We start from the raw sequence: 15,369 nt of genomic DNA, 5'->3' as shown, positions 1-15,369 counted from the left end.
GAGGAACAACTATCCGAGACGAATTTTTAGCCAATCAATAACAGTATTCGTCCATTTTTGAGGATCAACATTCCACTCACGTGTATGCGTTGCTCCAAAGAACGGGATAAAGTCCACTAACGGAGATTTCATGGCAATCTCTTGAGAGCTAGATGCTGGAACATATGTGTCATCCAAAGAATGCAAAATCAGAGTTGGGACTCGAATATCACCGGGGCGGCGAGTCCACGACATCTTCGATAGCTCAATTGGGCGTTTAAGTCCGGTAAAGATATTTAGAGCAGGTTTAGAAATCATCGAGACACCTAGCTCTCCGATACGCAATGGCAGACGGTTATATTTTGTTTGGTACTCGATGAGTTGAAGCCAATCAATAGCCGGTCCGTCTAAGACAAGAGCCTTAATTGCACGACGATGACGTGCTCTATCCATAGTCTGCAAACTAATTGCACCACCCATAGACCATCCGAAGAGGACAACGTCTTGAGCACCATGTTCTAGAGCATATTCAATGGCAGTATCAACATCTTGCCATTCAGTAAACCCTAAACCATAGCGGCCGTCGTCTGAAGGCGGAGCGTCACGATCATTACGATATGAGATATGCAAAGAGGTAAGCCCTAGACTTTGAGTTGCCTCAAGCGCGCGTAAAGTCTCTGCACGAGTTACACCCATACCATGAACCATAATAGCCCATGTCGTAGAAGGTTTAGGGGTCGACTCTTGAGGATAATCGCGATAACTTGCTTGAGGGTGAACCAACCAAGCAGGAGCTTCACCTACCGGTAAGTTGAGGGTAATTTCTTCAGCACGATACCCCGCAGTTTCTGGTGTTCGGGCAATAACGCCAGAAAGTCGCCCTCGAACAATTTTTGATAAATCACCAGATTCAACGGAGATGACACGACGAACCACTTTTTCTTCATATGGTTGGTAAGAAAGCACTTCACCAAGATGAGCAAAATGTGTACCACCGTCGAAATAGAGGCCGTATTCACCGGGTGCTCGTGTAGCTGGTGTCGCGTTAAGAGTGATAGTAGTAGGATGTTCGTCTTCTCGTCGTGGTTCTACAGGATAACCAACAGAAAAAACTTTAAGGTTCTCTTCCGGTCTGGTAGGCGGCACCACCACTTGTCGTGCAAAGTAGGTAGACAATGCAGCAGCTGACAACATACCGGTAGCGGTAATAGCAGCACCTGCTAACGCACCCGTTCGTGCTGCTTTGCGCGCAACACCACTGATAAGTAGTAGTGAGCTATCTGATATGGCTAGTTCTTGTTTTTGAGAGTCGGTCATATTTCCTCCGCTCTTAGTTGGTTTCGCTGGTTCAACTAATTACCGTGTTAATCATAAGTGACAAACCCGAACATCAATCCACTTTAGGTTATCTTTCTCACAGTGTTCTATTCTTTTTGTTCGACAAGACCAACATAAGCCACCACATTTGAGCAGGTAGAACGAGTAAAATTCAGGTGACTACCACCGTACAACAACAAATAGACAAGGACATCATGAACACTGAACACCCTGAAGTCGGAAAAATCGTCAAAGACTGGAAAACAGTACTACACCCCGAAGAGTACAGAATATTACGTCAAGGCGGAACAGAACGCCCTTTCAGCGGAGAATATTGGAACCACACAGATGAGGGCATCTATTCGTGCAAAGCATGTAAGACAGAGCTCTTTCGCAGCAATGAAAAGTTTGAGACGCACTGTGGTTGGCCCTCATTTTTCAGCCCTTTAGCAGAAGATCGAATCCGCTACATCAAAGATTATTCTCTCGGAATGGAACGCATTGAAGTACGATGCGCAGCATGCGATTCACACCTTGGACACGTCTTTGAAGGTGAGGGATACAACACTCCAACAGACCAACGATACTGCATTAACTCCCTCTGTTTATCGTTTGCACCCACAACAACAGATTAGAATAGACAATAATCTATAAACGACACCCGCACCTGAGCGAACATACACAAGGTAGTGATTTTTTGTTAGATGAGTTTTGCACACACACCACAGCAAATAGCTGTGCAGAAAGTTCATCCCCCTCATCAACGACACCTACCTTATTAGAAGCCCCAGTAAGCGGCGTTCCTCCTGTAATCACCACACAACTTGCGTTACAACGCGCCATCGAACGACTCGACGCGCTCACAGGACCCGTCGCTATCGATACTGAACGAGCTTCAGGTATTCGATACGGTCAACGTGCATACCTCATACAGCTCAAACGTGCAGGAACAGCACCGGTTCTTATCGACCCCATAGCCCCCATAGATTTAGAACCTCTCTATCAATTCCTTGCACCGCAAGAATGGGTACTTCATGCCGCCACTCAAGACCTCCCTTGCCTTAGAGAACTAGAGCTAATCCCCCAACGTATTTTTGATACTGAACTCGCTTCACGCCTAGCTGGATACCAAAAAGTCGGTTTAGCATCTATGGTTGAACAGCTTTTAGGCTATACCCTCAAAAAAGAGTACTCCTCAGTAGATTGGTCTTCTCGCCCATTACCTAAGGAATGGTTAGTCTACGCCGCCTTAGATGTTGAAATTTTGGTCGATTTACGAGATGCTCTCGAAGAGGTACTCATCTCTCAAGGGAAACTTCAATATGCTCTCGAAGAATTCGACTATATTGTCCGTACTAACCACCCTCAAAAACCACGTGACCCGTGGCGTAAAACGAAGGGTATTCACGAGCTTTCGACCAAAAGCCAACTAACAGTTCTACGTAACCTCTGGCACGAACGAGAGCACCTTGCAAAGTGTAAAGACATCGCACCTAAGCGTCTTCTTCCTGATGCTTCACTAGTTCAGGCAGCGCGACAGATGCCTAGAACCGTCCCCCAATTACTCAAAATTGCAGGATTCCAAACACGAGCGTTAGCACGTGAAGCACCACGCTGGATACGCGCTATCGCTCGAGCACATCAAGAAAAAGACTATGTTCCTTTCACCATTCCCTCGCAAGGTCCACCCCCACTAAAGTCATGGGAATGTCGTCGCCCGCTGTCTTTAGAGCTCATTCAAGAAGCGAAAGCTGCTATTAACCAGCTCTCTGAAGATGTAAATATTCCGCACAATAATATTTTGGCTCCCAATACACTACGTAAAATTTGTTGGGATATGCCGCGTGAGATTTCAGCAGAATCTCTCAAAGACGGACTCATCGCACTTGATGCCCGCCCGTGGCAGGTTCAGCTCACTATGCCAGTCTTACTACCGTTATTTGAAAAGTTTCACACACCATAAAACCCGTTATTCACACTATTTTAGGAAGAAATCATGTCAGGTGTACCCCACAACAAAGGGATGAACCGCCGTACCGTACTCGGCGGTCTGAGCGTCGGCAGTGCAGGTTTAGCATTGAGCGGATGCTCTCAAGAAGATGCACAACCTCAGGTGGCAGAAGGCCCTCAAAAACCAACCGATATGGCTGCAGTATCTGATGTTCCTCTCGGCGGTGCATATAAAGCAACAGCCGAGGGTATAACAGTGATGCTCACCCAACCGAAAGAAGGTGTTTTTAAGGCGTTTAGTTCAGCGTGCACCCACCAAGGTTGCCAGCTGAACGTCCAAACAACCATTATTGCCTGCCCCTGCCATGCGTCACATTTTTCCATTAAAGATGGCTCTGTCACTGGTGGTCCAGCCCCTACACCGCTTCCTGAATATAAGACAGAGGTCAAGGACGGAAGAATCTTCGTCGGTTAATAAATTATTATTACCTCTAGCCAGAGACACTTTCTAATGATATATTCGGTTCTGTGAGTGACGTATTTCATCTCACACCTGTTCTCATTGCCGACAACATATTATTTTCGGAAAGGTCACCCTCATGGAGATTTTCAACCAGATTATTCAGGTAGCTACCCTTATCCTCAAATTCATTGGCGACATCGTCAACATCTTCGGATAATTTCTCGTAGCGTTTAACGTTCTTGGGGTGTTGGGGTACCAAAAAATTTTTTTGGTACCCCAACACCCCAAGAGCTTTTAACACCGTATCTTCATTTTATTTCTTTGCGTGGTTAGGTTTCTCACCCTTAGTTCGAGCATAAGGAACCATCTGCCCAGCAAGCTGAGCTAAAGTATCGGCAGTAATTTTCTCAACGGTTAAACCGACGTCTTCAAAAATTTCTCCACGCGAAGCATGAGCAATAAACTCAACCGGCAAACCTACCTCATTGAGGGCAGTATCCACTCCATGCGAGCGCATCACCTGGCGGATTCTTGCGCCCACACCACCAGCACGAACACCGTCTTCAAGCACTACCACAATGCGGTGTTCCCGAGCCGCTTCTACAACAGAATCAGCAACAGGCATGACCCATCGAGGATCGATTACGGTGCTTGTCACCTGCGCTTGAGCCAATGCTTCAGATACTTCCAAAGCTAATGGAGCTAACGCACCTACTGAAACAATCAGTACGTCGCGTTGTCCAGTTCTCTCATCACGGTCACCGTTACGTGCCAGCACGTCTACACCGTCTTCACAACGTTCGATCGCAGCAATGGGCTCTCCCACATTACCTTTAGGGTAGCGAATCACTGTCGGTGCATTATTAATATTGACAGCTTCACGTAGTTCTTCTCGTAAAGTAAGTTCATCTCGAGGAGCAGCCAAATACAAACCAGGAATAAACTGTAATAATGCTAAATCCCACATGCCGTGATGGCTTGGACCGTCAGGACCGGTAATCCCAGAGCGGTCGAGCACAATGGTTACGCCCGCTTTATGCAAAGCAACGTCCATGAGAAGCTGGTCGAAACCGCGGTTCAGGAATGTCGCATAAAGTGCAATCACCGGGTGTAAACCGCCATAGGCTAGCCCCGCACTCATTGCAACAGCGTGTTGCTCAGCAATACCAACGTCAATTACACGCTCAGGGTGTGCTTGTGCCATCGGTTTGAGTCCGACAGGAATGAGCATCGCTCCCGTAATACCTACGATGTCTTCACGTTCGTCTGCAATATCTTTAATCTCTTGAGCGAAAACGCTGGTCCAAGACTGACCGCCAGAAGAAGATAACGGCATACCAGTGTTCGGGTCAATTTTTCCAACAGCATGGAATTGGTCATCTTCATGGGCACGAGCAGGAGCGTAACCGTGACCTTTTTCGGTAATCGCGTGGACGATGACCGGACCAGCAAAGTTTTTAGCAGATTTGAGTGCTTGTTCAACAGCTTCTTGGTCGTGTCCGTCAATGGGACCAACGTATTTCATGCCGAGGTCTTCAAAGAGTCCGTTAGGAACAACGATGTCTTTTAGTCCGGCTTTCATTCCGTGTAAACCACGGTAGAGCATCTGACCCAGAGGACCTGTAGATTGCAGCCCGCGACGCATTTTATCGAGAGTACGGTCATAGCGGCGATCTAGTCGAACAGAATCTAGATGTTTTTGAAATTCTTGCTGTAGCTCTGCCATATGGTTAGCGAAGCCACCAACAGTAGGCGCGTAAGAACGTCCGTTGTCGTTGACAATGATGACTACACGGCGGTTTTTATCGGCCGCAATATTATTCACGGCTTCCCACGCCATACCACCGGTGAGAGCACCATCGCCAATAAGAGCTACTGTATAGTGTTCTGATTTTCCTTGGAGTGCGTGAGCCCGAGAAATACCGTCTGCCCAGCTCAAAGAAGATGAGGCATGAGAAGACTCAACAATATCGTGAATAGATTCGGAACGGTCGGGGTATCCGGCTAAACCGCCTTTTTGGCGTAAAGTCTGAAAGTCTTGACGTCCTGTAACGAGCTTATGAACATAAGATTGGTGCCCTGTATCAAAAATAATGGAGTCTTCAGGAGAGTTGAAGACCCGATGAATACCGAGGGTTAATTCGACGACACCAAGATTAGGTCCAAGATGTCCACCAGTTTGGGCAACGTGTTTAATTAAGAATTCACGAATTTCTTGAGCCAGTGTATTCATCTGATCCTGTGATAGGCTCCGCAAATCTTCAGGGGAAGAGATATTCTCTAGTAGTCCCATCTTGCTCTCCTTTAAACACCGATAGGTCGTATCTGCACTAGTTCACAGTGCCTTAGACGAGGCCCGAAATAGAAACAATAATTATACAAGGATACCCGTTGTGGTAAGGCTACATCGATTTATGAACACTAAAGCCACCAAATAGTTCGTTATTTGCTTACCATGCTCAAGCACCGTTCTTCTATGCTCGGTCTACTAAGCGAACTGGCCGTTGCCGAAATACCGTAAAACGCACAGGAGCAGGCACAGCCTCTTGCGATGACGGTTCAGCAGGTGGAGAGTTTTCAAAACGTTTCTGCATTACGTCAATTGCTTGTTTATTCTGGTCGATGAGAACAAAACGACGGTTCAGTTCCCATGCGGCGGCACCAGTCGTTCCGCTTCCCCCAAAGAAGTCAAGAACCCAGTCGTGCTCCGCGCTACTGGCTTGAATAATCCGACGTAGAACACCTAAAGGTTTTTGAGTGGGGTAACCGGTTTTTTCTCTCCCTGAGGGAGAAACAATCGTATGCCACCACACGTCAGTAGGTAATTTACCTTTGGCAACTTTTTCGGGAGTGACCAGCCCTGGGGCCATGTAGGGTTCACGGTCAACTTCTTGGTTATTAAAATAATATTTTTTAGGGTCTTTAACGTACACCAAAATATTGTCATGTTTTGTGGGCCAACGTCGTTTAGTCCGAGCACCGTAGTCATAAGCCCAAATAATCTCGTTCAAAAAACATTCTCTGCCAAATAGTCCGTCTAAAAGAACTTTTGCATAGTGAACTTCTCGATAATCAAGGTGCAGGTAAAGAGTTCCCTCCGGTTTAAGTAGACGCCAAGCTTCTTGCAGACGAGGCTCAAGAAAAGACCAAAAGTCTGCAAAAGAGTCATCGTAACTGGCGATATCTCCTTTAATGGTTTGATACCGTTGCCCCTGATACCCCACTCTATTGCCGCCCTCAGAACGCACAGTTTTCAGGCTCTGACGCTTCTGAACTTTTCCAGTATTAAAGGGAGGGTCAATGTAGATGAGCTGAAACGACTCATCTGGCAGATGTTCAATGACTTTAAGGTTATCCCCGTGTATCACCAGATTCGGTGAGTCCGCGCTCCAGATGGGTTGTTTTAGCATAAAAACTATCTTAACAGGTTTTGAGCAGGACGTTTTCTTTCCTCTCAAATGCTCATCTAAAAAAATATATAATTTGGAATAAAAATCGCCAGCTCACGGTTTAGCACCATCTCATACCGAGAGATACAGAAACCATGAGCTGGCGATTTCTCTTATAGAAACGCAACACTCAAGAATGCGATAAAAGAATCAGGTTCTTTAGCTTTCTCTCACAAGGTTACGTAGCACATATTGCAAAATACCACCGTGGCGGTAATAGTCTGCTTCACCGGGGGTATCAATACGCAAAACAGCGTCGAAGACGGTATCGGTACCGTCTTCAGCAGTAGCCGTAACAGTCAGAGTTCGTGGAGTTACTCCGTCATTGAGTGCTTCAACACCAGAAATTGTGAAAGTTTCTGTTCCGTCCAAGCCCAGTGACTCATGTGATTCTCCGTCAGGGAATTGCAACGGAAGAACACCCATACCAATCAAGTTTGAACGGTGAATACGCTCGAAGGATTCAGCAATCACAGCTTTAACTCCTAGAAGAGTTGTACCTTTAGCCGCCCAGTCACGAGAAGAACCGGTACCGTATTCTTTACCGCCTAAGACAACCAATGGAATACCTGCTTGCTGGTAGTTCTGTGCAGCATCATAAACGGTACTTTGCACACCATCACGAGTGAAGTCTCGGGTGAATCCACCTTCAACGCCGTCCAGTAGCTGATTCTTGATACGAATATTAGCGAAGGTTCCTCGAATCATTACCTCATGGTTACCGCGACGAGAACCATAAGAGTTGAAGTCTTTACGTTCTACTCCATTTTTGATGAGGTATTGCCCGGCAGGAGTATCAGCGGCGAAAGAACCAGCAGGAGAAATATGGTCAGTGGTGACGGAGTCCCCCAATTTGAGGAGCACGCGAGCACCAATAATATCTTGAGCCGGTTCGATGTCCATGCTCATACCCTCAAAATATGGGGGTTTGCGCACGTAGGTGGAGTCTTCGTCCCAGTCAAAGGTGTTTCCGGTAGGTGTTTCAAGAGATTGCCAGCGTTCGTCACCGTCAAAGATGGTTCCGTATTCTTTGGTGTACATCTCGGTGTCGACTGCTTCTGCAATGATTTTTTCGACTTCAGCAGGGTGTGGCCAGATGTCTTTGAGGTAGACGGGATTTCCGTCGTGGTCTTGGCCGAGTGGGTCGTTCTCGAAGTCGAATTCCATGCTTCCTGCCAGCGCGTAGGCAATAACCAGCGGCGGTGAAGCGAGGTAATTCATTTTCACATCTGGAGAGATACGGCCTTCAAAGTTTCGGTTGCCGGAGAGTACTGCGGTGACAGAGAGGTCGTTCTCTTGGATGGCTTCGGAGATTTTTGGTTCAAGTGGACCGGAGTTTCCGATACAGGTGGCGCAGCCGTAACCGACAACATAGAAGCCTAGTGCTTCGAGATCCGGTAGTAGTCCAGCTTTTTCGTAGTAGTCGGTCACAACTTTAGAGCCTGGGGCGATAGAGGTTTTGACCCAAGGTTTGGCGGTGAGGCCTTTTGCTGCCGCGTTACGTGCAAGGACACCGGCTGCCATCATCACTGAGGGGTTAGATGTATTAGTGCAAGAGGTGATGGAGGCGATGCAGACGGCACCATTTTTAAGGGTGAAGTGACGCCCGTCAGCCATGGACACTTCAACTTCTTGGTGTTCTTTGCCAGGTTGGGTGTAGTTGTGGATGTCTTTGCTGAATTGTTCGCGTGCGGAAGAGAGTTCGATACGGTCTTGTGGACGTTTGGGGCCGGCAATAGAGGGTACGACCGTAGAAAGATCGAGTTCGAGGTACTCGGAGTATTGAACTTCTTGACGTGGGTCGTGCCAGAGTCCTTGTTCTTTGGTGTAGGCTTCGACTAATGCGATGTGTTCTTCAGTGCGTCCGGTTAGACGTAGGTAGTCTAGTGTTACCTCGTCGATGGGGAACATTGCTGCGGTGGAGCCAAATTCTGGGCTCATGTTTCCGATAGTTGCACGGTTAGCTAGTGGAACTTGGCTGACGCCTTCACCGTAGAATTCTACGAATTTTCCGACGACGCCGTGTTCTCTAAGCATTTGTGTGATGGTGAGTACCACGTCTGTTGCGGTTGCGCCGGAGGGAATGGAGCCGGTGAGTTTGAATCCGACGACGCGTGGAATCAGCATGGATACGGGCTGTCCGAGCATGGCGGCTTCTGCTTCGATACCGCCGACGCCCCATCCGAGCACGCCAAGACCGTTGACCATGGTGGTGTGCGAGTCGGTTCCGACGAGGGTGTCGGGGTATGCGCGTAGGGTGCCGTTGACTTCTCGTGCCATGACGGTACGTGCCAGATATTCAATGTTGACTTGGTGGACGATGCCCATTCCTGGTGGGACAACTTTGAAGTCGTCAAAGGCGCCTTGTCCCCAGCGGAGGAATTTGTAGCGTTCGCTGTTGCGCTGGTATTCGATGTCCATGTTGCGTGTGATAGCTTCGGATGTTCCGAAGTTGTCAATTTGTACGGAGTGGTCGATTACCAGTTCTGCTGGTGCTAGTGGGTTGATTTTGCTGGGGTCGCCGCCGAGGTCTTTAACGGCTTCTCGCATGGTGGCAAGGTCTACGACGCAGGGAACACCGGTGAAGTCTTGCATGATGACTCGTGCAGGAGTGAATTGGATTTCGGTGTTAGGTTCTGCGTTGGGGTTCCATTGGGCGAGAGCTTGGATGTGCTCTGCTGTGATGTTTGCACCGTCTTCGGTGCGTAGGAGGTTTTCGAGTAAAACTTTCAGTGAGTATGGAAGTTTTTCTGCACCTTTGACGGCGTTGAGCCGATAGATTTCGTAGGTTGTTCCTTTGACTTCTAGTGCGCCTTTGGAACTAAAGCTATCCACAGTGCTCATGTGGGACTCCTCTCGACACTGTTATGGAAAGTTTGTGTGGTGTGGTCTCTATGTTCGTTCTCTACCTTCAGATAGTGCGTGTGTGGACGCTACCTGTGGTTTGTGTGCTGGTGTGATGCGATTCTTAGAGACACATTGACACTAACTCTTATCATTGACTAGTGTACCGTGTCACACTCAAAGTTGTTTTTCGCAAAAGAAACGTGACTAAATAGAACGTCTTTTTTCAAAAAATATTTTTCAAGACAAAAAATCGCACCCCTGAAAACTAGCGGTTTTCGAGGGATGCGAAAGCTTCTGATTATTTAATAGAGCGACTTTTAGAATAAAAATATCAAAGAAATACACAAAATGTGATACTATTCACCCTTATGTGTCTTTTCGAAGACTGCAATAGACTCCACATGATGAGTATTCGGATACATGTCAAAGGCACTCAGCTGAACCATCTGCCAACCCAAAGCGCGTAAATACCCTGTATCACGCCCCAAAGAGGCAGGATCACACGCAATATATATAACGCGCGCAGGGGCCAAGATATCAATCTGACGGATGACACCACGACCAGCACCTTCACGAGATGGATCAAGAATAACAACATCAGGAGCCTTAAACTCCCCCGCTTTCACCTGACGTACCGTAGATTCCAAAACCTTCCGAGCGTCACCACGACGCACCTCAATATGAGTTTTAGCAGAACGATCAGTACGAGAAAAACCATCTGGAACAGCAAAATTATATCGAGCGTTCTTATGAGTTATCGCAGACCCCTCAACACTCAAAACAGTTCCCTTAGCACCCACGACATCAGCAGCAAGAGCGGTAAACAAACCAGCGCCAGCATAAATATCGTAAATCGTGCCGCCTTTAAGAGAACTCGGCAAAGCCTCTAACACAGCAGCACCTAAAGTCTGAGCCGCCCAACGATGATTCTGCCAAAAACCGCGAGAAGAAACTTCCCACTTATAAGTACGCCCCGACAGCTCAAACGACTCATGCAAAGTCTCTTGGCCATATAAAATCACAGGTTGCGAAGGCCCCCCAGAACGGTTAACAGCAGAACAAAGAATAGAAGGCTTCACCCCAGAAAGATCTGACCACAACATCTGGCACTGCGCAAGAAGATCATCTTTCACAGAGGCAACAGATACACCATCACGCAAAGTAAAATGAACCGTCCGCTCATCCGTTGAAGACACCGCAACATCAACCCGAGCAACATCAGGAATCTCTAACTCATGAAGACGTAACTGCCCCATGGCAGCATCCTCTAGCGGGCATCCTTGCACCGCTACTACCTCAGCAGAACGATAAGGACTCATCCCAATACGCCCCTGCTCAGTAACCGAATAATGAATACGCGTACGAGTACCGTACTCTCCCCCAGGTAACTCCTGCACAATTAGGCTCTCAAGGACAGGATTTTGAGCGTCCATTGCACCTAAGCGAATCAACTGTTCTCGAACAATCTCACGTTTATATTCTCTCTGTACGGCAGGTAATAAATGCGCATACTCCATACCGCCCACCGGCAATCTGCCCTCTTGGGCAGCAACTAGAGCATCTGCAGGCTCCCACACACCATCACGACGGGCAGGCGCCGGCGACTCAACCGCGATAACATCGGCAAAGAAAAAACGCTCCTTCGGTCCAATACCCGTGATTCGAACCGTTGCTTCCTCACCGACTACACCATGACGAACAAAAATAACCCGCCCATGATGACGCGCCACAAAGAACCCACCGTGAGCAACTCGCTCCGGTCGTACACGAAAAATCGCACCCACATGAAAATCTACTGTGCTCATAGCGTCCTTAGTCTTATGAATAGCCAGCACCAACAACTTTAAAGTATTGTCCCTATAAAAGGTGCCTAGCCTCAAGCATTATTGAATGATTCCTTGTTCTTGACCGACAGACCACGGAACATGAGCGATAACAACACCAGACTCATGACGTAGACGTTGAGCAAGTTTATGCACCGTTCTTCGATGAATAGAACGCTCCCACCACCGAGTAATCACGTACTCCGGTAAATACACCACCACAATATCGCGAGGAGACTGAGCTTTCTTTTGCCGAATGTACTCAATCAACGGAGTGACCCTATCACGATATGGAGAATCTAAAATAGTAAGCGGAACAGGAACACCCAGTGTATCCCATTTCTTCAATAACTCCTTCGTGCTCTGCTCCGCGACGTTAATAGCAACAGCGCTAATCGTCGAAGCGCGAGAAGCACGGGCATACGCCAAAGCACGTGCAGCAGGCTTACGCAAACGAGGAATATACACCACAGCGTGCACTCGTGAAGGAAGTGCACGAGCCTGCTCTAATGACTCTTCATCCTGAGACAACATTAAATCCTTATCTACATAATCATAATGATGACGAATTAACGTCATCATTCCCATCGTCAAAAGAATAAGAATGAGGCTCACCCAAGCGCCCTGAGTCAGTTTCGTCAAAAGCACCACAAGCATCGAAACTGCCGTGACGACCAAACCAAAAGAAGTCACCAACACATCACGAATCAACTTACGCCGCTTAAAACGCTCTAAAGTAATACGCAACTGCTGCCAGCGATGCCTCAAAATAGCGCTCTGAGTCAAACACATGGAAGTAAAAACCCCCACAATATACATCTGAATCAACGCATTAATATCTGCACCAAAAATAAACACCAAAAGCACAGACAACGCACCCAAAACAAGTACCGAATTCGCGTGAAGACGAGCAGAATGAAGCGCTCTCATCTGCACCGGCAGATACTTATTCTCGGCGATAGAAGAAGTCAGCAAAGGAAAACCAGCGAAAGCAGTACATGCGGCAGTCAGCAAAATACCCACCGTTGCACACCCTAAAAGAACAGGTACTAAAGAGCCCGAAAAAATCGTTTCAGCGACCTGATACAACAACGGTTTTTGTCGGAACCCCTCGCCAACGAGACGTCCTTGAACCATTAAATATTTTTCGGGTTCTTGAACAACCACCGCACCAATAGCATGCACAAGGAACATCACCAACAGCAAAAGAGCTGAAGAGACAAACCCTGAAATCATCAAAACAGTAGCAACGTTACGTTTCTGGGGAGCCGCAAAAAACTGCGCAGAACTATTAATCGTTGACACACCAGTCAACGCAACAGCACCGGAGGAAAAGGCACGTGCCAATAACAAAACGAGCCCTAAACCGCTCACAACGCTTTCTAAACCACCACGAGGAATCACATAATAGGTGCTACTTTCTGCCATCGCTAACGTACCGGTGTAATACTGGTAGATGCCTACCACACCGGTAAAAGCAAGAATCCCCAAAAATGCGTAGGTTGGAACCATTGAAGCTTTACTTGTAAAACGAAGCCCTCGAATACACAACCAAGTCACGGCAATAACCAACGACGCTGCAAGATAGTGTTGGTGTGGCACGAGATGAGGAAAAATCGTCAAAAGATAGTGAGTAGCAGCGGATATTGCGACAGCCACAGTCAGCACATAATCCACCATAGAAGACGCGCCGTGTGCCAAAGCAGGAGTCGGCCCTAAACGGTGTAAGACAAGCTCGTATTCACCATGCTCAGAAATCTGGTTAACGTTATAACGGTATGTTCCCACCACAATCAGCAACGTCAAAGCAATACCAATAGCGACAAGAGGTGAAAAAACAAGCCCCGCAGCACCAGTTAAAGAAAGCATAAGAATAATCTCGTCTGGAGCGTAAGCAACCGACGAAACACTATCTGCCCCAAAAAGTGAAAAAGCACGGCGTTTAGGCAACGCAAGAAAACGCACATTTGCTCGGTGCGTTGGTCGTCCCCAAATAGAACGTTTGATGTGTCCCCATACTTTGTTCACAGCCTCTAAGAGTAGCCATTTCAGAGATTAAAAAACAGCTACCCCGCCCAAAAAACACTAAAATCATCCTCAGAGGCTTAGCGTCATCACAAAAACTAGAATAGGCTATAGGTTGCACGCAAATGGCCGAGGGCTTTTAGAGGAGACAAATATGCCGCATTTTGTGATTATGGGAGCAGGTCGAGTCGGTGTCATGCTTGCGCATACCCTCGAAGATTCAGGTCATACTGTTGCCGTTATTGACCAAGACGAACAAGCCTTCCGCCGATTACGTAAAGACTTCTCTGGTAAAAAAATTACTGGAGTAGGTTTCGACAGAGAAACCCTCAAACGTGCTGGCATTGAAGAGGCCTATGCGTTCGCTGCAGTCTCCTCTGGGGATAACTCGAATATTCTTGCGTCCCGAGTCGCTCGAGAAACTTTTCGTGTCTCCCACGTCGTTGCCCGTATTAATGACCCGAACCGTGCAGAGTTCTTCCAACGACTCGGAATCCCTACCGTCGCCGCAGTGCGATGGTCCACAGACCAAGTGCTACGACGTATCCTGCCAGAACAAACCATGACAGGAGATTTCAGAGAAGCCTCAGGCCGACTTATTCTTGCAGAACTACAGCTCCACGAAGAATGGGCAGGACGACCCTTCACCGATATTGAAGCTGCCGCACAGGTTCGCATTGCCTATATCACCCGTTTCGGGGAAGGTATCCTCCCGCGTGCAGACTCTAGCTATCAGCATGGAGATGTCGTCCACGCGATGATGCGCACTGAAGACATCGGTGAAATATCTCGAGTTCTTGCTGCCCCACCGGCAGAATCAACCGACGAAAACGACAGGAGATAACACAATGCACGTTCTCATTATTGGTGCAGGTTCCGTCGGATCTTCCATTGCAAAAGAGCTCACCGCACACGGACACAATGTTCGCATTATTGACAAGAAACCCGAAGTCATTGGGCGCTCCGAATTACGCAATGCACAATGGATTATCGGTGACGCCTGTGAACTTTCTGTCTTTCGTCGAGCCAAACCCGAAACCGCTGACGTTATTGTTGCAGCCACCGGCGACGACAAATCAAACCTTGTTGTATCCCTACTAGCACGTTCAGAATATGGTGTGCCACGCACCATCGCACGAGTCAATAATCCCAAAAATGAATGGCTCTTCGACGAATCATGGGGTGTTGATGTTGCAGTCTCAACTCCACGGCTCATGACAGCGCTAGTTGAAGAAGCAGTAGAAGTCGGTGACGTTGTCCGGTTGCTCCAGCTTCAAGCCGGTGGTGCCATGCTCGTAGAATATACAGTCCCTTCAGACCACCCCATCATTGGGCACACGGTATCTCAGATTCACTGGCCAGAAGATACCACGCTAACCGCCATACTACGTGATGGTGTGCCTCGTCCCCCTAGCCCCGATGAACCCATCGAAGGCGAAGACGAACTATTCTTCATCACTACTGCCGACGGAGAAGAAGATATTAAAGCCCTCTTTAGCTAAAAAGAAAACTCGTG

Annotated in this window: 11 protein-coding genes; 5 read left to right on the top strand and 6 right to left on the bottom strand. The window is 47.8% G+C overall.

Annotated elements, in window-relative coordinates; all coding sequences use genetic code 11:
• Positions 1–9: 9 nt before the first annotated feature.
• Entirely contained in the window at positions 10–1,296 is a 1,287-nt protein-coding gene (locus ACN081_RS02585; protein WP_419103068.1) for an alpha/beta hydrolase family protein, read from the bottom strand.
• Between the two features lie 215 nt (positions 1,297–1,511).
• Here ACN081_RS02585 and msrB point away from each other — a divergent pair, with 215 nt between their 5' ends.
• The 3 genes from msrB to ACN081_RS02570 all read left to right on the top strand — a co-directional run bounded on the left by msrB (position 1,512) and on the right by ACN081_RS02570 (position 3,721).
• On the top strand, positions 1,512–1,931 hold the full coding sequence (gene msrB / locus ACN081_RS02580; protein WP_419103067.1) for a peptide-methionine (R)-S-oxide reductase MsrB: 420 nt from the start codon (positions 1,512–1,514) through the stop codon (positions 1,929–1,931).
• 62 nt (positions 1,932–1,993) lie between these two features.
• On the top strand, positions 1,994–3,259 hold the full coding sequence (locus ACN081_RS02575) for an HRDC domain-containing protein (RefSeq protein ID WP_419106863.1): 1,266 nt from the start codon (positions 1,994–1,996) through the stop codon (positions 3,257–3,259).
• A 33-nt stretch (positions 3,260–3,292) separates the two neighbouring features.
• Positions 3,293–3,721, top strand: coding sequence for a Rieske (2Fe-2S) protein (locus ACN081_RS02570; protein WP_419106862.1), 429 nt, complete (start codon positions 3,293–3,295; stop codon positions 3,719–3,721).
• A 301-nt stretch (positions 3,722–4,022) separates the two neighbouring features.
• On the opposite strand, the gene dxs is transcribed toward ACN081_RS02570, so the two are convergent.
• The 5 genes from dxs to ACN081_RS02545 form a co-directional block, all read right to left on the bottom strand.
• Positions 4,023–6,002, bottom strand: a complete 1,980-nt coding sequence (gene dxs, locus ACN081_RS02565; protein WP_419103064.1) for a 1-deoxy-D-xylulose-5-phosphate synthase — start codon at positions 6,000–6,002, stop codon at positions 4,023–4,025.
• 181 nt (positions 6,003–6,183) lie between these two features.
• Complete coding sequence (locus ACN081_RS02560; RefSeq protein WP_419103063.1) at positions 6,184–7,119, bottom strand: DNA-methyltransferase; 936 nt, start codon at positions 7,117–7,119, stop codon at positions 6,184–6,186.
• A gap of 198 nt (positions 7,120–7,317) precedes the next feature.
• The gene (gene acnA, locus ACN081_RS02555; protein ID WP_419106861.1) at positions 7,318–10,002 is read right to left on the bottom strand and encodes an aconitate hydratase AcnA; all 2,685 of its coding nucleotides are present in this window, start codon (positions 10,000–10,002) and stop codon (positions 7,318–7,320) included.
• Positions 10,003–10,361: 359 nt separating this feature from the next.
• Positions 10,362–11,810, bottom strand: coding sequence for a class I SAM-dependent RNA methyltransferase (locus ACN081_RS02550; protein ID WP_419106860.1), 1,449 nt, complete (start codon positions 11,808–11,810; stop codon positions 10,362–10,364).
• A 78-nt stretch (positions 11,811–11,888) separates the two neighbouring features.
• Positions 11,889–13,856: an APC family permease gene (locus ACN081_RS02545; RefSeq protein ID WP_419106859.1), complete on the bottom strand. Its 1,968-nt coding sequence runs from the start codon at positions 13,854–13,856 to the stop codon at positions 11,889–11,891.
• A 151-nt stretch (positions 13,857–14,007) separates the two neighbouring features.
• Here ACN081_RS02545 and ACN081_RS02540 point away from each other — a divergent pair, with 151 nt between their 5' ends.
• Both ACN081_RS02540 and ACN081_RS02535 read left to right on the top strand, forming a co-directional pair.
• Positions 14,008–14,697 (top strand): potassium channel family protein, encoded by a 690-nt coding sequence (locus ACN081_RS02540; RefSeq protein ID WP_419103059.1) that lies wholly within the window; start codon positions 14,008–14,010, stop codon positions 14,695–14,697.
• Between the two features lie 4 nt (positions 14,698–14,701).
• Positions 14,702–15,355: a potassium channel family protein gene (locus ACN081_RS02535; RefSeq protein ID WP_419103058.1), complete on the top strand. Its 654-nt coding sequence runs from the start codon at positions 14,702–14,704 to the stop codon at positions 15,353–15,355.
• Positions 15,356–15,369: the final 14 nt, after the last annotated feature.

The sequence above is a fragment of the Rothia sp. P13129 genome, from assembly GCF_048512865.1.
GTDB lineage: Bacteria > Actinomycetota > Actinomycetes > Actinomycetales > Micrococcaceae > Rothia.
This window is presented reverse-complemented; position numbering and strand designations above follow the sequence as displayed.